The sequence below is a fragment of the Balneola sp. genome, assembly GCA_002694685.1.
GTDB lineage: Bacteria > Bacteroidota > Rhodothermia > Balneolales > Balneolaceae > Gracilimonas.
The window spans coordinates 531903-556129 of record NZMW01000010.1; the positions used below are offsets into that span (position 1 = coordinate 531903).

Sequence of the window (24227 nt, forward strand, 5' to 3'; positions counted from 1 at the left end):
TTTGAATTTTTAATCTCAGTTGGGAGTAGTTCCGGGCTTGCCTTCTTTAGGGTTATCGTAGTAGCGGATGGTTGGATAGGCGAAATCGATGTCATCATGTTCGTCAAAGCGATCGAGTATGGATTCCCAGAGGGCTTGTGAGATGCCTCTGCGCTTTCGGGGGTCGGAGAGATAGCGAATAGATAAATTGATTCCGCTGGCCTTCACGTCAGTGTAAACAATAGGGGTGAGATAGCGATATTGAATGAGGTACGACTTCTCGGCTTTTTTGACTTCTTCCCGAGCCTGCTCAACAAATTCATGCATATTCTCTTCAACCACTTCTTTCAGGATTTCTTTGGCTTTTTTCCAATCACTTTCGAAAGTGACCAGCACGCCAAGTTCATTCCAAATAAACTCAAAGTCACTGGTATAGTTGGCGAGGTCTTCCGTAAATACCTTATGGTTAGGAATGTGAATTACCCTGCCGGTACTTTGGTCTGCATCTACCCAATTGCCTATCTCAAGAATAGTAAACTTAAAGACCCGTATATCAATTACATCTCCTTTAGACGGGCCTATCTGTATGCGATCTCCAATATCAAAGGGTTTTCGCCAAATCAGGAATAGCCAGGCGGCGATGTCGGTAACCGGATCTTTCAGGGCAATAGCGATACCGGCAGAAAGCAATCCTAAAAAAGTACCGAGAGAGCCAAGAGCCTCAAACCAAACCTGACCGAGAATCAAAAAGCCAATAAAAAAGGTGAAGTAGGTAATATTCTTACGCCACTTATAAACACTCTTTTTATCATCAACATTATGCTGAAGAATCCTGATGCCAATAATCCGGATAATCCAAAGCACCAGAATAATAACCAGTGTTTCGACAATCTGTATAGTTAGATTGGGAGAGTTGTTAATAAAACCGAGAATTTCATCTGTTAACTCTTGCATTGATGCTGTTTATTATTTTTGAGTAGCTAATGCTTGGGATAGTATATAAAAATGGATATCTTTGCTCCCTTCTAAAAGATAAGAATCTAATTACATGCTTTATAATATTATTGTAGGAATTATAGCAATCATTTGCTTCCTGTTAATTGTAGTTGTTTTACTGCAACCTGGACAGGGAGGAGGAATCTCTGGAATGGGCGGTGGTGGCGCTCTTGGTGGAGGTGGCGGCGGAGGCCTTGGTGCTCGCCGAACAGCAGATTTGCTATCGAAATCAACAAGTATACTTGCAGCTATTTTTCTGGCCCTTTGCGTATTGGCTAACTTCGCCATTGACCGGGGTCAGGTAAATGAGAGTATTTTACAAGGCGGTGGTCCGGGAGTAAATGCTCCTATTGAATCACCTTCTCAAACGGCACCGGCTATTCCGCAGCAACAGGGGAATACTCAGGATGCTACTGAAGGAGACAGCGAAAACTAAGCGCTGATTCTTCTTAAGAATTTAAAAGCCTCGTTCATTCAGTTAAGCGAGGCTTTTTTTATTGGATTAGATCTCGAGCTTCCAGAAAAGGGTTTTTTAATATGAAACTAAGTGATAGAGACAGGGTTCGGTTAAAATCCGGCGTGGGCTTTTTCGGTACGTTGATTTAAGTCTCGGAGTACATTAAGGTATTCTTTGCTGGGCTCAGGAGTCGTTTTTATATGTTCCGCGATTTTTAAATCCCAACCTGTATGCTCTTGCACTTCCTCCACAGTTACCCCGGGGTGAATACTCTCCAGATAAAATTCCTTGGTTTTAGGATCAGGTTTCAAGATTCCTAAATCCGTAATAATGACGGCCGGACCTTCTCCGCGAATTCCTAAATCTCCCCGTTCACTTCCTCCATTCAAATAACCGGCAGAGGTGATAAAATCAACTTTATCGACAAAAGCTCGTTTTGAGTGACGCATCACTACCAGAGTTTGTTTGGCATTCGATGCTATTTCGGGAGCACCACCGGCACCTGGAAGGCGAATTTTTGGGTTTTCATACTCCCCGATTACGGTTGAATTAATGTTGCCAAATTTATCGATTTGTGCTCCACCTAAAAACCCGATATCAACTTTTCCGGCTTGTAGCCAGTACTTAAAAACCTCGGGTACGGGAATTACATGACTGGCTGTTTCTGCTAATTCACCATCCCCAATGGAGAGCGGTAGTACGTCGGGATTTGTTTCGATAGTTCCAGATTCATAAATCAGAACTGCATTTGGGGCGTGAGTAAGCCGGGCTAAATTACAGGCCGCACTCGGAAGACCAATTCCTACAAAACAAACCTGACCATCTTTAAGCAAATTGGCTGCGGTCACGGTCATGATCTCATCTTTGGTATATTCAGCCATGGTTGACCTCCATTTTAGTAAGGTGCTCTTCAAAATTTTCTACTTGTAAAACATGGCTATCCATCCAGTAATGAAAGGTGTCGCGGTCTCGGGAGATATCATCCCACTTTTTATAAAAATCATTATTTCGCTTGTAATAGCCCATAGCATAGGAGGGTTTTGAACCTCCCGGTACTTCAGAAATAGCGGTGACCAACCAGTGGGGAATGATGGTTGCATTTACATCTCCTTTATCGAAAGAATCCACAATTTCTTCTACCGTGATGATGATTTTCCTGGCTGCCATCGCTGCTTCTTTTTGTACGCCGATAATGCCCCACAATTTCACATTTCCTTTCTTGTCAGCTTGTTGGGCGTGAATGACGGTAACATCAGGGTTGATGGCAGGCGTTGCAGCAAGTTTTTCACCAGTAAAAGGGCATTCAATCCATTTCACGTATTCGGGATTGTGTTTGGCGAGGTCGGTTCCTGTGTATCCACGAAGGACTGTAAAAGGCAATCCCGATGCGCCCGCTACATACGCGCTGGAAATATCGGCATGACTGTGTTCTTCAATTTCTATGGTGTGAGGATATCCATTTTCGATTGAATCACGAAGGCGATGTAAAGATCCAACACCCGGATTTCCTCCCCATGAAAAGACTAGCTTTTTGGCAAGACCCATTCCAATCATCTGATCGTAAATGAGATCGGGAGTCATGCGAATTAAGGTCAGGTTTTTTTTCTCTTGGCGGATGATTTCATGCCCTGCAGCAAAAGGTATGAGGTGGGTAAATCCTTCTAGTGCTACAGAGTCTCCATCCTGAATATGTTCAGAGATTGCCTTTTTTAAGGGTTGAATTTTATCGTTCATAAGGGAGTAAGTTCTCTTCAATTTTTTCTCTTCGTACTTCTTGCCAGTCCGGTAATTTTAGAGAAGTGCCTAGTTCTTCATTGCTTTCATCAACCAAAAAGCCGGGCTCTTCGGTAGCAACTTCAAATAGTACATTTCCGGGAATGCGGAAATAAATTGATTTAAAATATTTTCGATCTTTCACTTCAGTAATCTGCATCCCTAATTCATCGGCAATGTAGGCGCGAACTTTTTCCAGAGTTTCTAAGGTGTCTACTCTATGAGCTACATGGTGCACGGTCCCGAGGCCGTTAATTCCGGTTTCTCCTTCAGGATTTGACCTCATAATTACGGTATTACCAGGGCCGCCTTCTCCTGCTTCGTACTTAGTCAGGGTTTCTTCGTGATCTGCTTTTCGGTATCCAAAAGTATTCATGAAATCCCCGGTCGCATCACCATCTTCAACACTAAAAGTAACGCTGTGGATACCTTTAATTGCCTGCCCTTCATCAACCTGATCATTTGTCCATACTTTCTGGGTACGCTGATCTTCATCCGTTCCGGTGATGTCTAAAATCAAACCAGAGGGATCGGTAAAAACGAGGGTTGTCATTCCAAAGCGAACAGATTCAGTAAACAAAACAGCATGTTCTTTCAGGCGCGCTTTCCAGAAATCAATAGCATCAACAGGGACAGAAAAAGAAGTTTGAACAACTTGTCCATTTCCTATTACACCTTCTCTTACACCCTGATCTTTATAGGGAAAAGTTGTGAAAACGGTTGAGGGCTCTCCAATTTCATTGCCATAGTAAAAGTGATAAACGGCTTCATTATCAAAATTGACCGTTTCCTTTATCAGTCGGAGCCCCAATGTTTTGGTGTAAAAATCGTAGTCTTCCTGTGCATCATTAACTGTTGCCGTGACGTGATGAAGTCCTTTTATAACCTTACTTAAATCCATTTCTGCTAGTTTTATTAATTTGTTTAATGTTGAAACATTTTAAAGAAGGGAAATCATTTCTTTAATCCGAATTATTTCGTGTTCAGAAACTTCATAAGGCGATCTTTATGATGTTCATACGCATCTGGGCATTCACTTTTTGAAGTCTCCCTCACAATCTGTGCGTAGCTTTTCAACAGTCATCCCATCTGAGTAAAAGGGTTATTCAGCAGCTTTCAAGTTAGGAATAACTTTTTTGAGCAAAATTTACACTTGAAATGACTGTTCTAATCATTTAATATCGCATAAAGAGGTACAAACTACTATTTAAACAGAACTATAGGTGGACAAATGAAACGGATTTCCGGGATACTGGTTGTAGCAACAATGATTTTAATTTCAGGGTGCATGATGCCAGGTGCAGAAATGCTGAACAAAGTCCCCATTAACTCTGTGACGGTAGAGGTTTTAGATCAGGATGGAAATCCGGTTCAGGGCGCTCAGGTTGAGGCTTCAAACGGCAGGCAGACAACCACAGGTGCTAACGGAAAGGCAAAGCTTAGATTTGGGTCACTGGGCGTGCATAGCATATCAGTGTATGCGGATAACTTCATGCCGAATAATATGGTGGTAACAATGCCTACCGATAATGGTTCTACTGTCACGGCCCGGCTTACCGGTGAAGTGCAGATGGCGTCTCTGAATTTTGGAATCAATATGAACGTCAATATGTACCCGATGATGTTTAACTACCTTTTTACCGGGTATGGGTACGAGCTTGAAGTTGAGGAATATCCGGAAGGCGGGTGGACCCAATGGCAGCTTTCTGATGATGAAGGCGAAGTGAGTACCATTATGAAGAAAGGATTTTTAAAGGAATTAGATAATGGTCAACAATGGTGGCAAATAATGATGTACGACGAAGAGGATGAAGAAGCTTCATATACTGCGGAAGTTTTATTTGCAGAAGATCGACAACGTATTGTTAGGCTAAGAGAAAAAATAGGGGATTCGGAAGCTCAGGAAAGGCCAGTATCTGAAGGGTGGTATTCTCAGCCCCAGAAACTAACAGAGGAATCTATTGATGGTGCGATAAAAGAAAAAGGTATTTCTATAGAAGTACCTAAGGGAACTTTTACAGCAGACCTAATCGACTTTGGTGTTGCTCCCGAGATTTCGCTGAAGCTATGGAGAGTAACTTCTGAAAACGTGCCGGGTGGCGTAGTTAAATCATCAACAATGGAAGGAGATGAGGTCATCTCATCCCTTGGATTGATAGACTATGGCGCTGATGCTGAAACGGTTTTAAATAGCTTTTAAATAGCCTAGGGAGGCGATGTCTAAATATAATCGCCATCCTAAGTTTGAACAATGATGGCTAAACATAGATAAGTTAGACTGCTATTTGTGAAGCCTTACTACTCGGATGCACTAATAACTTCAGAATCGTAAACTTTCACATCTGCCCAAAGGCTACTGTATTCGTCAATGAATTCTAAGTGGGTAGGGTGCTCGGCATAGATTTCATAATCTTCCATGGTTTTAAACCAGCTGAAAATGGAGTAGCCAAAACTATGATCGGTGACCTCTCTTTCTTCTGTAGATCCGGGAACACCTAATTGGTAACTATGGATTTCTTCAATTGACATGAGCTTTTCTAGCCCGGCTTCAAAGTCAGCAATCTGATCTTCAGTGACATCTTCATTCAAGTAGAAGTAGACGTTGTGTTGAAGCAGACCTACAGTAGCTTCTGCATCAGAAGGAGCAGGCTCTTGTTGTGGTGACTGACAAGCTGATAAAAATATTACGCCGAGAAATAATAGATATCGAATTTTCATACTAGATTTTTTTTGGGTGAGTCCGAATAATATACATAATGTCGTGAAGCGATATAAGTTTGATCCAAGCTTTTTAAAATGCATTAGAAAAGGGTAGAAGCGTTCGTGTCAGGAAAAGTTATAAACCAGAAAAGCAATTTTACACCTTTTTGCTGTTTTCATTCGTCTTTTAGACAACCTGATGCTATTTAGTGCGTAAATGCACAGAATTTTGTCTTCGTCTATAATTAATAAAAGGTGTGCTCATGTTTAAAAATTATATTCTGACCTCGTGGAGAAACCTGATAAAGCATAAAGGATATACCGGGGTAAATTTACTTGGTTTAGTTTTGGGAATCTCGGCCTTCATCATTTTAGGGCTTTATGTTTGGGAAGATCTAAGCTTCAATAAATTCAATTCCAATTACGAACGTATTGGCCGGGTAGTAACCATCGATAAAGCACGTGGTGTTTCTTCACAACGAGTGGGCGTCTCTTATCCAGCGTTAGGTCCGGCGCTGGAAGAAAACTTACCAGAGATTGTTGAATCGGTGAGAATCATTAACCAGGGTCAAAGTACCATTCGGTACAACAATGAAAATTATTTGGTTGAAACTTCTTACCTCACAGAGAACTCATTCTTTAAGATTTTTGATTTTAGACTAATTCGGGGTTCAGTTGACGATGTCTTAACCCGTCCCGGAACGGTAGTTGTAACCACAAACTTCGCAGATCGGGTATTTGGCAGAAGGGACATTATCGGAGAAAGCATTGAAAATCAGCAGGGAAACCTACTTGAAGTCGTTGGGGTGATGGAAGATGTTCCACCGAGCTCCCACTTTGAGTTTGAGCTGCTGCAAGCGATGGTAGCAGGCGAAGGCCAACAAGGATTCTCTCAGTTTCTGGAATCCTGGAGTTCAATCTCAGTTCAAACCTATGTGCTTTTTGACCGTCCAAGAAATACCGAACAATTTGCTGACCGGATAATGCAGGTTGCTACCGATAACGGTGGATACGAAATGTTTTTCCCTACAATTATCCCGCTTTCTGATGTCCACTTGAATTCATCAGAAATTCTCTTCGATGTAAATAACCGGAAAAGCGATATCAGTAATGTGTATATCATGATGGCCATTGCTTTGATGGTACTCATTCTTGCTTGCTTTAATTATGTGAACCTGGTGACGGCCCGTTCAGCATCTCGTGCCAAAGAAATTGGATTAAGAAAAGTGGTTGGAGGGGTGCGAAGTCAGCTCATAGCTCAGCATTTAATAGAGTCAATTTTTCTTGTGTTATTGGCTTTTCTGATGTCGGCCGTTCTTGTTTATACAGCGCTTCCGCTTTTAAATGATATGTACTCCCGGTATGCTGATTTCAGTTGGCTGCTGACAATAGAGTTTGTTGGTGCTTCGATTGCAGGAATTTTGTTGATTGGGATGTTATCCGGTCTTTACCCAGCCGCTGTGCTTTCATCGTTCAAGCCTACCACTGTTTTGAAAGGAGCATTTTCGGGTAGCTCAAAAGGTTCTTTTTTGAGGCACTCCCTAGTAGTTCTTCAATTTATGATTTCCATAGCTCTGTTGGCTGGAACCATTGTTGTATTTCAGCAGATGAATTTCATTTTTAATGCTGATTTGGGGTATGATCGTGACCAAATTGTAACCCTGAATGCTGGACAATTTCAAAACCCTGACAACGCGGTTACTTTTTATAATGAACTGGCCAAAGTTCCGGGTGTTAAATCGGTTGGAGCCTCGGTTCAACAAATAGGATCTCAATATGGTCGGTCAGGTGTAACTCCTGAGGGTGTTTCCTCAGAGGAAAATATTATCAGTAGCGTGACAAACATCAATGATAATTACATTCCAACGATGGGTATTGGGATTGCTGAAGGGAGAAATTTCTCACCTCAATATGCTGATTCGGGTAATTCTGTTTTGGTAAACCAGTCTTTTCTGAGGATGCTTGGCTGGGACACCGGGACCAACAAAACTCTAACATTCGGAGCAAATAGCGAGAATCCAACAACTTTAAATATAGTAGGTGTTGTTGAGGACTTTCACTTTGCCACCGTCCGGCATGAAGTGGAGCCACTGATCATGTTTTATGGAGAAGCATTACCGACGGTATCATTGAAAATTGATGACCAAAATATAAGTAACACACTAACAGAAGTAGAGGAAATTTGGAGCTCTTTCCTGCCTAACCGTTCTTTTGAATATAATTTCCTTGACGATACTTTTGCTCAACAGTATAACACAGAACAAACGCTGTCTCAGATGATCCGTCATTTCTCAATATTGGCCATTTCTATTGCAGCTATTGGGTTATTTATCCTGTCTGTATTCACAGTTCAACAACGAAGAAAAGAAATTGGGATTAGGAAGGTGCTGGGCTCTACAACTACTGGCATTGGAGTATTGCTCAGCAAGGACTTTCTGAAATGGATATTGCTTTCTAACATCATCAGCTTGCCGGTTGCCTGGTATTTGTTAAGGGAATGGCTCGCTAATTTCCGCTACCGCATCGATCTGGATGTTTACCCATTCTTAGCAGCAATGGTTATTTCCATGCTAATTGCGGGAATCACGGTTAGCATTCAATCTTATAAGGCAGCTACAGAAAATCCGGTTAAAAGTTTACGGAGTGAGTAACAGGGGCGTTGATTAAATTTAGCGATCTACTACCCACTCACTTTTTTAGCGTGCTACGTTTTTTTAGCAATCTCTTGTAGTAAGATGGGGCTTCAGATATGAAGAAGATTAAACCTTGGGGCGTTTCCCGAAAATGAGAGAAGCAATGAACAGTACAATGAAGATATAAAAACAAATTTCAGCAATCCCTGCCGCAGCTCCTGCGATTCCTCCAAAACCAAGGATACCGGCAACTATCGCTATAACAAAAAAAGTGATCGTCCATCGTAACATAAATGTTTCTAGTTAATTAGTGATTACTAGTTGAATGGGATGAACGTGCGTTTGTTCCAAATTGAAGTCGGGCCGATTACCCAGCTTTCAACTTCATGTTGCCACAGAATGATTATTTATCTGAATTTTCCTACGATAACCGTGAAGTGAAGCGAAGCGTATATTTTGATGGAATTGAAATGGGCTCCTGTTTCAAAACCAAACCCTATGTTTTTAGACAGAATAGCTAACATCTGGGCGTTTATAGGAAATGAAATTGCGGTCTCACGAGAATTTTTAGGATCGGGTGAAGATAAGATCCCGCAACTCTCTACACATTCTTCAAAAGTGAAGGTACCAACACCGGCTTGCAGATTAAGAGATAAACTGCGTTCAGAATTATTTGAAGGCTTTTGTAAAGAGGTGCCGACCATGAAAGCAGTTGCTAATGCCGAAGACTCAGGAAACAAAAGTTGACTTGAAGCTTCAGCTTTGATCGTCCCTATTAATTTGCCTGACTGCAGACTCGCGCCGAGCGCTATGGATAATCCTTCTGGAGAACCGCCAAGTCCGGTTTGAAACCAATACTTGTTCAAACTTGAAACCTGCTGACCAAATACAGGATTCGTAATAATAATTAGGAGTAATACAGAAAGACTAGTAATAAAAAACTGCTTTTTCATATCTCAACCCTCAACCTTGTTTCTAATCACTTTAAATAAAAAAAATCAAGAATAATCACCATTAGAATAGTATTCATAGAGAGGTTCTATAGGGCTTATCTAAACTTGAGAAGGGTTAACAGGAAGGATATCACCACTCAGTATGTTGATTGATTAAATAAAAAGCACATAAAATCTCACTCAATTATCCTGATTATGGAATTTCAAGAAGCGCTTAAGTGGCGATATGCAACAAAGAAAATGAACGGCGATCAAGTACCGGAAGAAAAGCTGGATAACATTTTGGAAGCTATTCGGATGGCTCCGACTTCAATCGGTTTACAGCCCTTTACGGTTATTCATATTCAAGATCAGGAGATTAAAGAAAAGATTAAGCCGATTGCTTACGGACAACCTCAGATTACAGAAAGTTCAGACTTGCTGGTTTTTGCTGCGTGGAATGAGGTTACTCAAGAACGTATTGATAATTTTGTAGAGCTTACCGGTGAGATCCGTGACTTAAATGAAGAAGAGCTAAAGCCGCTTCGTGATATGGCTGATGGAGTAGCTTCAAGAACGATTGAAGAACAACGCGAATGGTCCGCCCGACAAGCTTACATAGCGCTCGGCTTTGGGCTTTCTGCTGCAGCTATTGAGGAAGTTGATGCAAGCCCAATGGAAGGTTTTAAGAATGAAGAATTGGATGAATTTCTGGACTTAGAATCGAAAGGTCTTCATAGTGTTTCGTTGATGGCTTTAGGCTACAGAGATGAAGAAAATGATTGGCTCGCACCTATGAAGAAAGTCCGCCGTCCGAAAGATGAATTATTTATAGAACCAAATGTTCCTCAGATGGCATAAGGATCATTTGTTATTGGTTAGATAAAGCCCGCTTATTGCGGGCTTTATTATTTTCATCTACAAAATTGCTGAAAATTTGATTCAGCGCATATTCTAAACCTATTCAGTTCTTGAGCGGAGCTTTCCCAAAGTCATGTGCTAACGAGTTGCTACCCTTCCTATTAGAAAGATATTTCTGCTACTTAGCACTTAATAAATTTTCCATATTGCCGATAATTACTATAGTAAATAGTAAAAGAGTACAACACATTATAAGATGGAAAAGACAGTAGAAATTCTTGCCAAAACTTTCGATCAGAGTCAGGAAGGGGCAGTAATTGCAGATATGAAGAAAGAGGGGCAACCCCTAATATACTGTAACGATGCCTTTTGCGAGATGACGGGTTATTCAAAAGAAGAGGTAATTGGGAAAAATTGTCGATTTCTTCAGGGAAACGATCGCGATCAGGCAGCATTGGTGACGCTAAGATCTGAGTTGAAAAAGAGAAGACCGACACGGGTTGTTCTCCGGAATTATAAAAAAAACGGACAGCTATTCTACAACCGGCTCAGTATATCCCCAATATTAAATGACGAGGGTGAAACAGTATATTATTTGGGGATACAGAATGATGTAACAGATCTGTTCTTATTAAAAGATAGGGTACTTGATACAGAAAATGAGAAACAAGTACTTATGAGTGAGGTGCATCACCGGGTTAAGAATAATCTTGCCGTTATGGCCGGGATGCTTGATCTGGAGTTGGCTCAGGAAGATAAAATAACAGCACTTGAAAAAAGTCGGCTTCGGTTGCAGTCTATGGCTATGATCCATGAAGGACTTTATAATGAGGATGGGTTGCATAAAATTCAATTCAACAACTTTATAGAAAGGATAGTGAGCGATATTGATCTCATACAGGATAAAAGGGATCTAAAGCTTCAATATCACCTTGAAATAGAGGAAGTTATTCTCAACGTAAATCAGGCCATTCCACTTTCGGTAATACTATCAGAACTCCTAAATAATGTCTATAAGCACGCATATCCAAATCAGGAATATGGCAATGTGACGATCTATATAAGCCTCGGCGATGCTGATAATGTGACTTTGGAGGTGCGAGACTCGGGCATTGGATATATCGAAGAAAAGTTTCAGCGGGTAGACCGAATGGGCTTTAGAATGGTAGAGCAACTAACGTCACAACTGGGCGGTACATTTGAAATAGAAAGTGAGTCAGCTCATTCTGGTACTGTTGGAAGGGTAAAATTCAAACGGAGTGATATTGCCGGGTCTTCACAGAGTAAAAGAATTAATATGGCTACAGGTTGAATTTTATTTCCCGATACAAAAGCGGGAAAATATGCTGTCTAAGACATCTTCATTTGTTATTTCTCCGGTGATTGTTCCAAGCTCTTTTAGAGCCGCCCGTAAATCAATAGAGAGAAAGTCTCCAGTCATATCTTGAGCCAAAGCACGTAAAGCAGACTGCACATGTTCTTTTGTTTTTTGGAGGGCGTCACGGTGTCGGGTAGAGGTAACTAGCAGACTCGAGGCGTCGTAGTGTTTGTTTTCCAAAGCACGGTCTTTCAGCAACTGTTTAAGCTCCTTGATTTTTTCTCCTTCAAGGGCTGAGATTTTGAGATCAAATTCGGTACGCCATTCTTTTTCTGCTTCAATATCGGCTTTGGTGCCAATTAAAATGAAGGGTGTTTCTTTAGATCTTTTCTGAAAATCAGCAATTTCCTTCCGTTCATCTTCGGTAAAAGCCTGAGATAAGTCTTTTAAGTAAATGACTAAATCAGCTTGTTCAAAAGCTTTCTGTGATCTTTTAACCCCTTCAGCTTCCACTATATCTTGGGTTTCTCGCAGTCCGGCTGTGTCGATGAGTTTGAACAGCAATCCATCGTAGCTCCAGTCGGCATCGATGGTGTCGCGGGTGGTTCCTGCAATTTCAGTAACAATGGCTCGGTCACTGCCCACCAACGTATTCAGCAAGGTAGACTTTCCGGCGTTGGGCCGGCCAATTAATACGGTCTTGACACCATCTTTTACCAGACGTCCGGTTTCATAAGTTTCGAGCAGTTTGGTGATTTCTTCATCAAGATCTTCGAGTAGTTTCTGAAGCTGTTCCTTGTTCGCGAATTCTACATCTTCCTCAATGAAATCGAGCTCCAGCTCTACCATCGCAGTAGCGTCAATAATTTGCTGTCTAAAGCTTTTGATGTGATGACCAAGCTGACCTTCGAGTTGCTGATGGGCGGCATCCAATGCTTTTGAACTTTTGGCATGAATGAGATCGGCGACGGCTTCAGCTTGATCCAGATCTAACTTCCCATTTAAGAATGCTCGCTGGGTGAATTCCCCGGGTTCGGCAGACTTCACTCCAAGAGCAAGAATAGTTTCTAAAACAGATTGGGTAACTAAAACACCACCGTGGCAAGAAATTTCTACCGTTTCTTCACCGGTGTAAGATTTTGGAGAACGAAACAGGGTGACCAAAACCTCATCAACTGGAAGGTTATTCTTATTCATGATTTTCCCGAAATGGACGGTATGAGAATCCTGCTTCGTCAGGTCTTTGTCTTTAAAGGCTTCGTTCACTTTGGAAATGGCATTCAATCCCGAAACTCGAATAACGGCTATGCCACCTTCTCCAACAGGTGTAGCAATGGCAGCGATGGGTGGTTTTTCTGCTATTTCATTCATATTTAAAGGTATTCATCTACAAAAAAATAATTTTATGAAATATACACATCTGATCGCAGCCTTATGCTTTTTGTTAAGTCCTCAATTAATTCATGCTCAGGAGAATTATACGCCCGACCGGCCGGGAATTGGAAATGGGTCAGCCGTTACTGAAAAAGGAGTATTTGGATTGGAGACCGGCGTGCTTGTAACAACGAGTGAGTTTGTAAATCAATTCGATATTGGTCAAATGCTTTTACGCCTTGGTGTTTTTGATGGGTTTGAAGTAAGGGCCTTGCTGAATTCATATACCACACAAAGTTTTGACCGCACTAATGTTGAGAGAAAAGGTTTTAACGATATTGGGCTTGCCGCAAAATATAACTTCTTCACTTCTGATGAAGGCAATACAAGTGTTTCTGCTTTAGGAAAAATAAGCTTTCCGGTAGGTTCAGAAGCCTTCACAAACAATGAAATTATCCCCTCCTTATTTGTTCTGGCAGATCAGTCTATAACTGAGTTCGTTGGGGTTTCTTCAAATTTAGGGTACACGCCATCAGTGGGGGATGAAGAAGACAACTGGTTGTTTACACTGACCCCAAGCTTTACGGTTCCGAGCCAACAAAATGTAGGAATCTATGCGGGCTATGCCGGAATTTATAGCAGTGGTACAAATCAACAGTATATAGAAGGCGGAGTGACATTGACGGTAAATGATGGGGCACAGATCGATATTAACTCTGGATATGAATTAGAATCGGAGACGTTTTTTATCGGGGTCGGATTTGCACAGGGCTTTAAGTAGAATCTGTATGGAATCTTGATCCGGCAGACTACCTTGGGCTGTTAACTTTATGTTAAATGATGTGTTGGAAGTCTTAAGCTGAAACAATTCCTCTTGGGCGTGCGTAGCGAATTTCACATCCCACCAAAAAAAGTGAGAGAGATGGTGATGTTTAATTCGAACAAAAAATGAGAGAAAGAGATATGAAGAGATCAATAGTAGTACTATGCGCGATTTTGGTTTCAGCGCTTTCCGTACAAGCCCAATCACAAACAGAAACAAGTAAATTATTTAAAGCAGCCTATGAAGGCGATGCCCATACCATTGGTGTAATGGTTGATAAAGGAGTAGATCCAAATGTTGAGGACATCAAAGGTAATACCCCGCTTTTCTACACTGCACTGAATGGCAATACCGATGCTGTACGTAAATTGGTGAAGCTGGGGGCAGATTTGAATCACCAAAATTCAGATCAAAATACTCCGCTGATTATAGCTATCACTCAAAATAACCAACAAGCCGTTGAGGTTTTACTTAAGCATGGGGCAGATCCTAATGCTTTTAGAAATGACGGTTTTACTGCTTTACACATAGCCGCTCACAAAGGAGATATGGATGCGGTAATTTCACTGCTGGCTTTTGCCGCAGATGTTAATAAACAAAGTGAGGCAGGCGTTACGCCACTTATGATTGCTGCTTCAAAAGGAAATTTTGAAATGGCAAGAGCACTGCTTAGCAATGGCGCCATAGATACTGAAAATAGAAACGGTGATACTGCTTTGGGCTGGTCAAGAGAGGCCGGGCACGAGAGTTTGGTTACTTTGATTGAGTACCATAATCAATATTCCGTGCTTTAATAAAACACCGATCAGTCAGAATAAAAAAAGGCTCCTTCAGTAATGAAGAAGCCTTTTCTATTTTAAAATATTTCTGAGTCTTTATTCAACGTCACCCATTAGCTTACGGATTGGAGGTGCAGCAAGGAGTGCTACAATCCCACCGCCACCTACAATAAGAGCAACACTCTGGAAAAGTCCAGATGGAGCTAGAGTCTCGAGCTGACCTGCAAGTAATCCGGCCATGAGATTTCCTAATGCAGCTGCTACAAACCAGATTCCCATCATTTGAGAAACGCGGTTTTTTGGTGCGAGTTTGGTCATAGAGGAAAGCCCTACAGGTGATAAACAAAGTTCACCTACTGTGTGCAGGAAGTACGTGACAATCAGCCATGCGGGGGAAACCAAGCTTGTGGATGATGCATTAGCTGAACCCCAGGCTAGAACAAAGAATCCGGCGGCAAGTCCGAAAAGACCCAAGCCAAACTTAACAGGAATTGAAGGGTTAGCATTTTTAGATGCGAGCCAAGTCCACATAAATCCAAATATAGGAGCAAAGATCACAATAAAGGTTGGGTTAATAAGCTGAAGTGTACTTGCAGGAATAATCCAGCCACTGCCTATTTGAGTAAAAACCCAGTAGAAAAAGGCAAGGACACCTACAGCAGAGGCTACCAAGGCAATTTTAGCTACTTGCCAGAGGTCATCTCTCCTAAAAGCTTTTAATGTATACCAGCCGATAGGAATGGCTAGAATGGCAGTCAAAATAAAAGAACCATATCCGCCCAGGAATTCACTTGGTCCGGCAGCACGATTGGTTAATTCAGCAGCAAATAGATTCAATGATGAACCCGCTTGCTCAAATCCACTCCAGAATAAAGCGGCGAGGATAAACAGCCAGAAAATTACGCCTAATCGTTTTTTCTCTTGTTGAGTATGTCCTCCAAAAAAGATGATATACCCAAAGAATAAAAGTGTAATGATTACGGCAACAATACCAAGGTTTTGAGCCAATACATCCAATGCTACATTAATAGCTCCTGAACTTTGAAGGAACCCAAATACAACAACAACAGCGATAAGAATAGAAGAGACGGTATAGAAGATTTTACTTTTTCTATTTACTTCTTCTTTGGTAAAGTTCTCATCAAGATCTCCGGCACCTTCCAGATACTTATCACCAATCTTGTAGGAAATCAGGCCAAGTACCATTCCAAAACCGGCGAGTGAAAATCCATAATGCCAGTTGTAACCTTCACCAAGCAGACCACATAGAAGAGGGCCAAGAATAGCACCAAGGTTAATACCCATATAAAATATGGAGAAGCCTGCATCACGGCGAGCTCCGCCTTCAGGGTAGATATCTCCTACCATAGAGCTTACGTTTGGCTTCAAAAGACCGGTACCGATTACAATAAGGGCAAGTCCGATAAAAAAGAAGGTTGTTGTTGGTACAGCCATGCTGAAGTGGCCGGCTGCAATAATACAACCTCCAATAAATACGGCTTTTTTCTGCCCCCAAATGTTGTCAGCTACCCAACCACCGGGTAAGGAAAGCACATATACAAAGAACGTATAGATACCATAAATAGCAGTTGCTTCACCAACACTAAATCCCAAACCCGGATTATCGCCAAGAGCTTCTGCCGTCATGAAAAGAACCAAGAGGGCGCGCATGCCATAATAACTGAAGCGCTCCCAAAGTTCAGTAAAAAATAATGTTGATAAGCCACGCGGATGTCCAAAAAAGTCATTTGCAGTGGCGGGATTCCCGTTTGCCATAATGTGTAAAGGTTGGTTAGGGTTTAAATATTCTATAAAGTGGGTGATGATACCTAAAGAGCTACTCGGTTGCAAGAAAGGATTGAATTCGGGATAGTTTGTAACGACCTTCTGCAAGAGTTAAAAAACGGATGTAAGAGATGAAAATAAAGATCAGCAGCCTGTATTCAGATATTGAACAGTCAATATCTCAACTAAAAAAAGATCCTGGTCCGGTGCTGAATGCACGGGCTATTGTGGATGAGGCTTTAACAAAAAACGAAGCTTTTTATGGAATCAACACGGGATTTGGGGTTTTAGCCACTAAACGCATTGGGGCCGATCAGCTTAAGCAGCTTCAGAGGAATCTGATTCTTTCTCACGCCGTTGGAACCGGAGATTTGATTTCCAAAGAGATTTCAAGGCTTATGCTACAGCTCAAAATCCACGCTTTGGGTATTGGATATTCTGGTATTTCTAAAGAGACTTTCGACCGACTGATTTATTTCGTTGACCATGATCTGATCCCGGTTATCCCCGAAAAAGGAAGTGTAGGGGCTTCTGGAGATTTAGCTCCGCTGGCACATATGTCACTTCCCTTGTTAGGATTTGGCTCTTTTTGGAATGAAGACGGCACGGACACTATCCCGGCTGAAGAGCTGCTTAAAAAGCATAACATGGAACCTATTGACCTTCAACCCAAAGACGGCCTATCTCTTATTAATGGGACGCAGCTGATGAGTGGCTATGGGGCTTTTGTGTTAGAAAAAACACTCCGGCTTTTAAAATCTTCAGACTTATTAGGAGCAATGAGTTTGGAGGCCTTGCAGGGAAGTATTAAGCCTTTTGATAAACGCATTCATGAGATAAGGCCACATTCCGGTCAGCAAGCAGTTGCTGAGAATGTGCGAAAACTGTTGGCAGAAAGTGAAATTTTAGAGTCACATCGAAATTGCGGGAAAGTCCAAGATCCATATTCACTCCGATGCATTCCGCAAGTTCATGGCGCTAGTCGGGATGCGATATCGCATTGCGTGCAAACGGTTCAAACCGAAATCAATTCAGTAACAGACAACCCGCTGGTTTTCCAAAACGGTGATATTATAAGCGGAGGGAATTTCCATGGGCAACCACTTGCTCTGGTTTTAGATTATGCGGCCATTGCCTTAGCAGAATTGGCAAGCATTTCAGAGAGAAGAACCTATCTATTGCTGGGAGGGCACGACGGACTCCCTAAGTTACTGATGGAAGAAACAGGAATTAACTCCGGTTTTATGATTCCGCAGTACACATCCGCAGCTTTGGTATCGGAGAATAAGGTACTTTGCCATCCGGCTTCTGTAGATTCGATTCCTACCAGTTTAGGACAAGAAGACCACGTAAGTATGGGAAGTGTTGGGGCGTTAAAATTATTGAATGTCTTCAAAAATGTGGAACAGGTATTGGCTATAGAATTGTTTACAGCAGCTCAGGCATTGGATTTCCGTACCCCATTGAAACCCGGGAAAGGCGTGGAGCAAGCGCATAAATACATCAGGGAACAAATTCCCCATGCTCATGAAGATCATTTCTTTAAAGATGAAATTAATGTGGCAGTTGACTTGCTGCTGGACAAGAATTTAATAGATCCGTTGAAACTGAATTAATATGAGTTCCAACAGCCTAAAGTAGTTGAATGAAACCTTAGGTTGTTGGATACGTGTAGTTACCATGGAAACAATCTTAATCATCATAGGTGCTTTATTTATTTTAGCAGGACTTGCCGGAGCTTTCTTACCGGTAGTTCCGGGATTGCCATTCAGCTACTTTGGATTGTTAATCCTTCAGTTTTTACACGCCCCTTTTTCTGTGATGTTTTTGATCTTCTGGGCCGTTGTGGTAATCACAGTAGGTTTTTTCCTCGATAACATAATTCCAGCCTGGGGTACCAAAAAATTTGGGGGTTCTTCTTATGGCATTACCGGTTCTGTAGTAGGATTGATCTTTGGTTTGTTCTTTCCACCTATTGGTTTTGTTCTTGGTCCCTTAGCAGGAGCTTTTGTAGGAGAGATTATTGGTGGAAATAATTCGGATAAAGCAATGAAGTCTGCCATTGGTTCTTTTGTCGGGTTCATGGCAGCTACAGGGTTAAAAGTTATGGCAGCTGGAATAATGGCATACTACTATTTCAGTAATGTGACATACTAGTATTTGTTACTTCACACAAAGGGAGTACTGCAATAACTTGATGTGGGGCAATGTGTTTTATTTTGGCGTTTTTATTACGTAATTGAATCAAATTCAATTAAGCTCCCAAAATGAGATTCTTTACTATTCTTTTTTCTTTCGGATGCCTTGTAGCCCTTACCTTCACATCTTGCGAAAATGCCAAACCAAAAAATTCTACCTTTGCTATTTCTGGAGCAACTTTGTTTGATGGGACCGGAGCTGAAGCTATTTCAAATAGCATAATTATAGTTAGAGAAGGTCGGATTGAATGTGTGGGTGAACAGGGTGACTGTTCAATTCCGTCTAATGCTGAGACTATTGACGCTTCCGGAAAATACATTACACCGGGTATGATTGATGCACATATGCACTTTTCACAGACCGGTTTTTTTGATGGTCGTCCGGATGCTATGGACATCACAGACGAATATCCGTTCCCGGATGTTGCCGCTTATCAAAAGCAAAACCCCCAGCGCTATTATGACTCGTATTTATGTTCCGGAATAACGGGGGTCTATGATGTCGGTGGTTTTTCATGGACGATTGATTTACAGGAAGAAGCAGAAAATAATCCTAAAGCACCACATGTAGCGGCAGCAGGACCACTTCTCACCCCAGCTCCGGGCGCTCCATTTGACTTACCCTCAGATCGGGTACTTGTGAACCTAGACTCAGAAGAAACGGGGGTGAAAACCGTTCAATACCTTTCTTCCTTAGGGAGTACGGGGATCAAGTTTTGGCAGATAAATACAAGAAGTGATGAGTATAAGGATTGGGTGTCAACAGCGGCGGAAGAAATTAGAAAAGAAGGCAACCAGATGATCGCCCATGCTACAACGCTGGAGCAGGCCAAATTCGCATTGGAAAACGGCGCAAAGCTATTAGTACATAGTGTAGGAGATGTAGAAGTAGATGAAGAATTCCTGGAGATGGCTAAAGAAAACGGAACTTACTATAACCCAACGCTGATTGTGAGTGCGGGATACATGCTTGCATATAAAGCAGCGGCAGATATTGAACCTATTCCGGTCAACGATCCCAATGGATGCATAGATACAAGAACCAAAGAGTTGATTACAACCGCATCACAATTTAAAGACCATCCAAGGCTTACAGAAAATTTTAAGGAACGACTTCGGTCATTTAATTATGAGGAAGATATGCCGGAAGTAATTCAATATGAAAACCTAAAAACTATACATGAATCAGGAATACCGGTAGTGGTTGGTACGGATGCCGGAAACCCGGGAACACTACATGGGGTTTCAATTTTTGATGAGCTTGAAGCAATGCAGTCAGCTGGCATTACAGCTGAAGATTTGATTGTAATGGCCACCAAAAATGGAGCGGAATCCATGCGAAGAGGTGATGATTTTGGAACCCTTGAAGTTGGAAAATTCGGCAATTTGATTATTCTGGATGAAAACCCTTCTCAGGATATTTCAAACATGCGATCTTTATCCCATGTCATGATTAAAGGAAACCTTATAGAGGTTGGATCTTCTAAATAAGAACTTAGTGATTTCTTGTTTTTCCAATTATTTTGAATTCAGCAAAGGCTGCAAACTTAAAAAGCATCTCATGAAAACTGTATATACTTCATTTCTACTAATTATAACGCTCATGATTTTGGGCGCTAGTGCTCAGGCACAGAATAAACAACTCGGGAAAATTAACTTTCCGAATTCGGGAAATAAGTCAGCTCAAGCCGATTTTATAGAAGGCATGAAATTCCTGCATAACTTTGAATATGCTGATGCTGCCCGAGCTTTCCAGCGGGCGCAAGAGAAAGACCCGGATTTTGTGATGGCATATTATGGGGAGGCTAAAAGTCATAACCACCCGATTTGGATGCAACAAGATCGAGTAGCAGCAATGGGGATTTTAAGCAAGTTAGGAGAAACTGTCGATGAGCGACAAGAGAAGGCTTCAACCCAAAGAGAAAAAGACTTGTTGATGTCTCTTGAAGTGCTATATGGAAATACCGATGAAACACAGGGACTTTCCAAAGAAGAGCGGGATGATTTGTATATGGAATACATGGCAGACCTTCATGAAAAATACCCTGATGATCATGAGATTACGGCTTTTTATGGACTCTCAATTTTGGGAACAGCTCACGAGGGGCGCGACTTTGCGATTTACATGGAAGCAGCCGCAGAGTTATTTGATGTCTGGAATGCGAATCCAGAACACCCCGGAGCTGCCCATTATCTCATTCATTCCTTTGATGATCCCATTCATGCACCTTTGGGGTTACCGATGGCTAAAGCTTATTCTGAAATTGCACCATCAGCGGCTCACGCTCAGCACATGACCTCGCATATTTTTTTAGCGCTTGGAATGTGGGGAGAAACCATTGATGCTAATATTGTTGCCCGTGATGTTCAGCAAACTCGCCAAAAAGAATTGGATGAGCGGATGACTGTTTGTGGTCACTACCCCTGGTGGTTGGAGTATGGATATGTGCAATTTGGGCAGGATGAAAAGGCACGGCAGGTATTACAGAACTGCTATGACCGTATCAAAAGAGAACCCACTGCAAGTGAGAAATGGCATTTTTCAGTGATGAGAGGTCATTATATAGTAGGTACCGAATTATGGGCAGCTGCTGAAGAATGGAGTGCTGATTATGAATCAGGAAATCGCAATGGACTGAATTACTTCTTCACTTCCGCTTTAGCTGCAATAAAAATGGGAGATCCAGAGAAAGCTCGCCAAAACCTGGACCAAATTATGCAAATTCCTGAGAATCCAGATCGGAATATCCAAATGAATCAGATCAAGAGTCTTCTTCTTATTGATGAAGGAAATCAGGAAGAAGGATTAGACCTGTTGAAAGAAACAGTGGTAATGGAAGCCGAGCTTCCCATTGATTTTGGCCCACCCACAATCGTTAAGCCATCTTATGAATTATTAGGTGACGTTCTGATGGATATGGGTGAGTACGAACAGGCTTTTGAAGCTTATAAAAAACAATTAGAGCGAACCCCGGATCGGCGCCGTTCAGTACTAGGATTAGGAAAAGCCCGTGGAATGATGGCTTCCCGCTAATCAATTTCCATTTCTACTGATTTTCTGAATTCAAGCTAATATCACTGCCTGAGCGGAATGTTTGAGTATGGGTGAATGTATTGCCGTCCTCACTGATTCCTTCAATCACAATGCGGTAGCTGGAGGAGATGTCATTGGTCCAGAATTCAATAGCGTTTCCTTCTGAGGAAAGGTTAACGTCTGGATTCCAGAAAAGGGTAATACGATCATCTCGCTCCGCAAGGTCTTTTGGGACGGTTAAATTATATTTTGGGTGATAGAATTCAGCCCGTTCCTGAAACCCTTGAACGTATGAGTTTTTTAGTCCTCTGACATTTTTCTGCACACCATTTCCTGTATGGGTGGTGATAATGATAGTACTGGAAGTAGGTACACTTCCTAAATAATTAACATCGCTATCTCTTGTAATAATCATAGACTTGATGTCTTCTGAATCCATCATTTTAACAAACTCGAAATAGGTTGGAATCCCATCTACAAAATATCGAAACTCATTTTCATCTCCATCTGCACCTCTTCCGGTAAGGCTTACTGCATTATCTATGGGGTTAAACCTTAGACCTGGCACCAGGTTAAATACCTGTTCTATTGGCAAGTTTCTTAAGTAATCTCTTTTTGCCATATCAACATAAATTGACCGGCCTCCAGCATTATCCAGGTACTGCTGGAGATCAGCGCTAAATTCTGAATTGCCGGTGACGGTAATTTCTCCAAGATCCTGAGACCATTCAAAGTCATCAGCTTGTTGCGACTTGCTAATAGCAGAACTTGCCCGGTCAGCAGTGTTAATTTGCTGATTATTATCTTGAGCCTTCGTGGCTTCCCGGGATAATTCTAACTGTGGAGTATCAGAGTAATTTTTGGGAAAGTCTTCAAACTGATCATCAACGGTTATCCAGACTTTGTCACTGCCATTCTCCTTATTTGATTTTAAAGTCACATTCTGTACTCCGGAAACCATAAGGTCATCTATCTCAAAAAGCCCGTCTTTATCAGTTGTTATGATTTGGGAATTTTCATTGTTTGAACCAGTCTCTGCATATACAACGGCATCTTCAATAGGCCTATCTAATAAAAGCGTAGTGATTTTTCCGGAAAGACTAATCCCCGTTTCAGGTGGGACAAGGTTTTCAAGCTGTTCTTTAATTGCATCAATCTGCATGGGATATGCACGCCAGCCTTGGGTCAAGAGCAATAAATCAAGGTATGGCTCCGCATTTTTAATGTCGCTGAAGTAAAATCCCGGATTTTCAATATGTCCTCTAATTTCAGTTCCTAACCGAAGATGGGATGTAATGTCAATGCCATCTTTTTTATACTTCCTCAGATTATCATCAAAAACAGAGATACTGGCTGTTCCATTAATTTGCGTTCCGTTATGGTCACGGACACCAAGGTCTAGCTTGACCCGATCTCGAGCCGCATATACTTCCTGATTCAGATTGGTGTTTACCTCAAGTTGATCCACCGGATTTTGGGCATAGCTAAGTCGTTCGGCTATAGGGTTCCCGTCTTCACTAAGAAGAGTAAAATGGACAATGCCGGACGCAAACTGATTTTTTGGTATCATAGCTGAGCTACCTTCAGAAATAGGAGCTGCATGAAAAATCAGTCCCTTTACATGGGCAAATAGGAAGTAGGATTGCGAATCGAAAGCCCCCGCCGTTTTCAGGTCAACGGTAAAGAAGTCACCTTCTTGATCAACATTCAGAATAGCACCTTCTTCTTTGACTTCGGGTAAGGGGATTCTTTTGTCCTCAACCTGGGCATAATAACTTGTGTTGGCCTGTGGGGTGAAGTCAACGTAGCCCATGCCATTATGCTGAGTAGAAAAATCAGTTACAGGCTGTCCATTTTCACTATAGATGGTGCCTTCAATATTATGTCCCAAGCCATCTTCCCCGATAGATTTAAAAGCCAGCGTTGTTGAAAGTTCATTCACTAAATGACCTGATTCTGGAAAGAACTGAAGATCAAATTCCTCACTTTTGGAAGCAATCCCGGTACTGCCGTCGGGATTTAGGATTTGAATAGGTTTTTTGAAAGCATAAGACTCGCCAAAATTAAGTCCCCATTTGGTATACGCCCGGAGTTGGTAGGTACCCGTACTTTTATCAACATCCTCAAAAGTTAGCGTTCCCTGTCCGCGTCCCTCTTCAATCTTGATAAGTTCACGTTTAGCTACTTTGCCATCTGGAGAAACCAGTTCAACATACATCACAGTGCTGAGATCTGAGGGAAGTGTATATCCCCCCGCTACAGAGTATGCTGAAAACCAGATGCGTTCCCCAAAATAATACCAGTCGCGGTCGGTATGCAGATATACGCTTTCACGTGGCAACTGATCCTGCAGTCCCTTGAACTGCTTGATAAACTCAATGGCAGGCTCCATACTCTGAGCCTGAACCGTTGTATAACTAATTGGTAAAAGAAGAGCGACTATTATTACTTTGAAGAGAAGTCTCGAAAACCTGTCTAGATATTTCATAATCCTATTTCCTTTTTGAATGGAGTATAAAGATAAAAGATAGAGGCTACTTCAACATGACATATTCATGTGAGGTGAAAAATACGACTGCTATAAG

21 protein-coding genes are annotated in these 24227 nt (G+C 41.7%); 11 read left to right on the plus strand and 10 right to left on the minus strand.

Going from position 1 to position 24227, the window contains the following annotated elements; translation table 11 throughout:
• Window positions 1-15: 15 nt before the first annotated feature.
• Window positions 16-933: a mechanosensitive ion channel protein MscS gene (locus CL667_12000; protein MAL18422.1), complete on the minus strand. Its 918-nt coding sequence runs from the start codon at window positions 931-933 to the stop codon at window positions 16-18.
• Between the two features lie 94 nt (window positions 934-1027).
• Here CL667_12000 and secG point away from each other — a divergent pair, with 94 nt between their 5' ends.
• Window positions 1028-1411 (plus strand): preprotein translocase subunit SecG, encoded by a 384-nt coding sequence (gene secG, locus CL667_12005; protein ID MAL18423.1) that lies wholly within the window; start codon window positions 1028-1030, stop codon window positions 1409-1411.
• Window positions 1412-1542: 131 nt separating this feature from the next.
• Here secG and CL667_12010 read toward each other — a convergent pair whose 3' ends face one another.
• The 3 genes from CL667_12010 to CL667_12020 are packed head-to-tail and all read right to left on the minus strand — an operon-like array spanning window position 1543 to window position 4106.
• Entirely contained in the window at window positions 1543-2313 is a 771-nt protein-coding gene (locus tag CL667_12010) for a 3-oxoadipate--succinyl-CoA transferase subunit B (GenBank protein ID MAL18424.1), read from the minus strand.
• On the minus strand, window positions 2306-3166 hold the full coding sequence (locus tag CL667_12015) for a 3-oxoadipate--succinyl-CoA transferase subunit A (protein MAL18425.1): 861 nt from the start codon (window positions 3164-3166) through the stop codon (window positions 2306-2308). Before CL667_12015 ends, CL667_12010 begins: the two co-directional genes overlap by 8 nt.
• Window positions 3156-4106 (minus strand): glyoxalase, encoded by a 951-nt coding sequence (locus CL667_12020; protein ID MAL18426.1) that lies wholly within the window; start codon window positions 4104-4106, stop codon window positions 3156-3158. The genes CL667_12015 and CL667_12020 overlap by 11 nt, the downstream gene beginning before the upstream one ends.
• A 330-nt stretch (window positions 4107-4436) precedes the next feature.
• On the opposite strand from CL667_12020, the gene CL667_12025 reads away from it, so the two are divergent.
• Window positions 4437-5405, plus strand: coding sequence for a hypothetical protein (locus CL667_12025; protein MAL18427.1), 969 nt, complete (start codon window positions 4437-4439; stop codon window positions 5403-5405).
• A 98-nt stretch (window positions 5406-5503) separates the two neighbouring features.
• Here the strand turns inward: CL667_12025 and CL667_12030 are convergent, their stop codons facing one another.
• Complete coding sequence (locus CL667_12030) at window positions 5504-5923, minus strand: hypothetical protein (GenBank protein MAL18428.1); 420 nt, start codon at window positions 5921-5923, stop codon at window positions 5504-5506.
• 245 nt (window positions 5924-6168) lie between these two features.
• On the opposite strand from CL667_12030, the gene CL667_12035 reads away from it, so the two are divergent.
• Window positions 6169-8556, plus strand: coding sequence for a hypothetical protein (locus tag CL667_12035; protein MAL18429.1), 2388 nt, complete (start codon window positions 6169-6171; stop codon window positions 8554-8556).
• Window positions 8557-8664: 108 nt separating this feature from the next.
• Here CL667_12035 and CL667_12040 read toward each other — a convergent pair whose 3' ends face one another.
• Complete coding sequence (locus CL667_12040) at window positions 8665-8829, minus strand: DUF1328 domain-containing protein (GenBank protein MAL18430.1); 165 nt, start codon at window positions 8827-8829, stop codon at window positions 8665-8667.
• A 116-nt stretch (window positions 8830-8945) separates the two neighbouring features.
• Complete coding sequence (locus CL667_12045) at window positions 8946-9491, minus strand: hypothetical protein (GenBank protein ID MAL18431.1); 546 nt, start codon at window positions 9489-9491, stop codon at window positions 8946-8948.
• A gap of 195 nt (window positions 9492-9686) precedes the next feature.
• On the opposite strand from CL667_12045, the gene CL667_12050 reads away from it, so the two are divergent.
• Together CL667_12050 and CL667_12055 are read left to right on the plus strand one after the other, a co-directional pair.
• Window positions 9687-10331 (plus strand): NAD(P)H-dependent oxidoreductase, encoded by a 645-nt coding sequence (locus CL667_12050; GenBank protein ID MAL18432.1) that lies wholly within the window; start codon window positions 9687-9689, stop codon window positions 10329-10331.
• A 256-nt stretch (window positions 10332-10587) separates the two neighbouring features.
• On the plus strand, window positions 10588-11643 hold the full coding sequence (locus tag CL667_12055) for a hypothetical protein (protein MAL18433.1): 1056 nt from the start codon (window positions 10588-10590) through the stop codon (window positions 11641-11643).
• 3 nt (window positions 11644-11646) lie between these two features.
• On the opposite strand, the gene CL667_12060 is transcribed toward CL667_12055, so the two are convergent.
• The gene (locus tag CL667_12060; protein ID MAL18434.1) at window positions 11647-13020 is read right to left on the minus strand and encodes a tRNA uridine-5-carboxymethylaminomethyl(34) synthesis GTPase MnmE; all 1374 of its coding nucleotides are present in this window, start codon (window positions 13018-13020) and stop codon (window positions 11647-11649) included.
• On the opposite strand from CL667_12060, the gene CL667_12065 reads away from it, so the two are divergent.
• Both CL667_12065 and CL667_12070 read left to right on the plus strand, forming a co-directional pair.
• A complete protein-coding gene (locus tag CL667_12065) occupies window positions 12923-13804 on the plus strand; it encodes a hypothetical protein (GenBank protein ID MAL18435.1) in 882 nt (293 codons plus the stop codon). The genes CL667_12060 and CL667_12065 overlap by 98 nt on opposite strands.
• Before the next feature lie 167 nt (window positions 13805-13971).
• Entirely contained in the window at window positions 13972-14640 is a 669-nt protein-coding gene (locus CL667_12070; protein ID MAL18436.1) for a hypothetical protein, read from the plus strand.
• Between the two features lie 81 nt (window positions 14641-14721).
• Here CL667_12070 and CL667_12075 read toward each other — a convergent pair whose 3' ends face one another.
• Window positions 14722-16401 (minus strand): MFS transporter, encoded by a 1680-nt coding sequence (locus CL667_12075; GenBank protein MAL18437.1) that lies wholly within the window; start codon window positions 16399-16401, stop codon window positions 14722-14724.
• A gap of 140 nt (window positions 16402-16541) precedes the next feature.
• Between CL667_12075 and hutH the strand changes: the two genes are divergently transcribed.
• From hutH to CL667_12095, 4 genes are all read left to right on the plus strand, one after another.
• Window positions 16542-18026: a histidine ammonia-lyase gene (gene hutH, locus CL667_12080; GenBank protein MAL18438.1), complete on the plus strand. Its 1485-nt coding sequence runs from the start codon at window positions 16542-16544 to the stop codon at window positions 18024-18026.
• A 64-nt stretch (window positions 18027-18090) separates the two neighbouring features.
• Window positions 18091-18567, plus strand: a complete 477-nt coding sequence (locus CL667_12085; GenBank protein ID MAL18439.1) for a hypothetical protein — start codon at window positions 18091-18093, stop codon at window positions 18565-18567.
• Between the two features lie 110 nt (window positions 18568-18677).
• Window positions 18678-20099: an amidohydrolase gene (locus tag CL667_12090; protein ID MAL18440.1), complete on the plus strand. Its 1422-nt coding sequence runs from the start codon at window positions 18678-18680 to the stop codon at window positions 20097-20099.
• A complete protein-coding gene (locus CL667_12095) occupies window positions 20083-21642 on the plus strand; it encodes a hypothetical protein (protein MAL18441.1) in 1560 nt (519 codons plus the stop codon). The genes CL667_12090 and CL667_12095 overlap by 17 nt, the downstream gene beginning before the upstream one ends.
• A 13-nt stretch (window positions 21643-21655) precedes the next feature.
• Here the strand turns inward: CL667_12095 and CL667_12100 are convergent, their stop codons facing one another.
• On the minus strand, window positions 21656-24034 hold the full coding sequence (locus CL667_12100) for a hypothetical protein (protein MAL18442.1): 2379 nt from the start codon (window positions 24032-24034) through the stop codon (window positions 21656-21658).
• Window positions 24035-24227 lie beyond the last annotated feature (193 nt).

Coding starts and splice junctions, on each gene's coding strand:
- CL667_12000 (MAL18422.1), bottom strand. CDS start 933: ATGCAAGAGTTAACAGATGAAATTCTCGGTTTTATTAACAACTCTCCC.
- secG (MAL18423.1), top strand. CDS start 1,028: ATGCTTTATAATATTATTGTAGGAATTATAGCAATCATTTGCTTCCTG.
- CL667_12010 (MAL18424.1), bottom strand. CDS start 2,313: ATGGCTGAATATACCAAAGATGAGATCATGACCGTGACCGCAGCCAAT.
- CL667_12015 (MAL18425.1), bottom strand. CDS start 3,166: ATGAACGATAAAATTCAACCCTTAAAAAAGGCAATCTCTGAACATATT.
- CL667_12020 (MAL18426.1), bottom strand. CDS start 4,106: ATGGATTTAAGTAAGGTTATAAAAGGACTTCATCACGTCACGGCAACA.
- CL667_12025 (MAL18427.1), top strand. CDS start 4,437: ATGAAACGGATTTCCGGGATACTGGTTGTAGCAACAATGATTTTAATT.
- CL667_12030 (MAL18428.1), bottom strand. CDS start 5,923: ATGAAAATTCGATATCTATTATTTCTCGGCGTAATATTTTTATCAGCT.
- CL667_12035 (MAL18429.1), top strand. CDS start 6,169: ATGTTTAAAAATTATATTCTGACCTCGTGGAGAAACCTGATAAAGCAT.
- CL667_12040 (MAL18430.1), bottom strand. CDS start 8,829: ATGTTACGATGGACGATCACTTTTTTTGTTATAGCGATAGTTGCCGGT.
- CL667_12045 (MAL18431.1), bottom strand. CDS start 9,491: ATGAAAAAGCAGTTTTTTATTACTAGTCTTTCTGTATTACTCCTAATT.
- CL667_12050 (MAL18432.1), top strand. CDS start 9,687: ATGGAATTTCAAGAAGCGCTTAAGTGGCGATATGCAACAAAGAAAATG.
- CL667_12055 (MAL18433.1), top strand. CDS start 10,588: ATGGAAAAGACAGTAGAAATTCTTGCCAAAACTTTCGATCAGAGTCAG.
- CL667_12065 (MAL18435.1), top strand. CDS start 12,923: ATGGCATTCAATCCCGAAACTCGAATAACGGCTATGCCACCTTCTCCA.
- CL667_12060 (MAL18434.1), bottom strand. CDS start 13,020: ATGAATGAAATAGCAGAAAAACCACCCATCGCTGCCATTGCTACACCT.
- CL667_12070 (MAL18436.1), top strand. CDS start 13,972: ATGAGAGAAAGAGATATGAAGAGATCAATAGTAGTACTATGCGCGATT.
- CL667_12075 (MAL18437.1), bottom strand. CDS start 16,401: ATGGCAAACGGGAATCCCGCCACTGCAAATGACTTTTTTGGACATCCG.
- hutH (MAL18438.1), top strand. CDS start 16,542: ATGAAAATAAAGATCAGCAGCCTGTATTCAGATATTGAACAGTCAATA.
- CL667_12085 (MAL18439.1), top strand. CDS start 18,091: ATGGAAACAATCTTAATCATCATAGGTGCTTTATTTATTTTAGCAGGA.
- CL667_12090 (MAL18440.1), top strand. CDS start 18,678: ATGAGATTCTTTACTATTCTTTTTTCTTTCGGATGCCTTGTAGCCCTT.
- CL667_12100 (MAL18442.1), bottom strand. CDS start 24,034: ATGGAGCCTGCCATTGAGTTTATCAAGCAGTTCAAGGGACTGCAGGAT.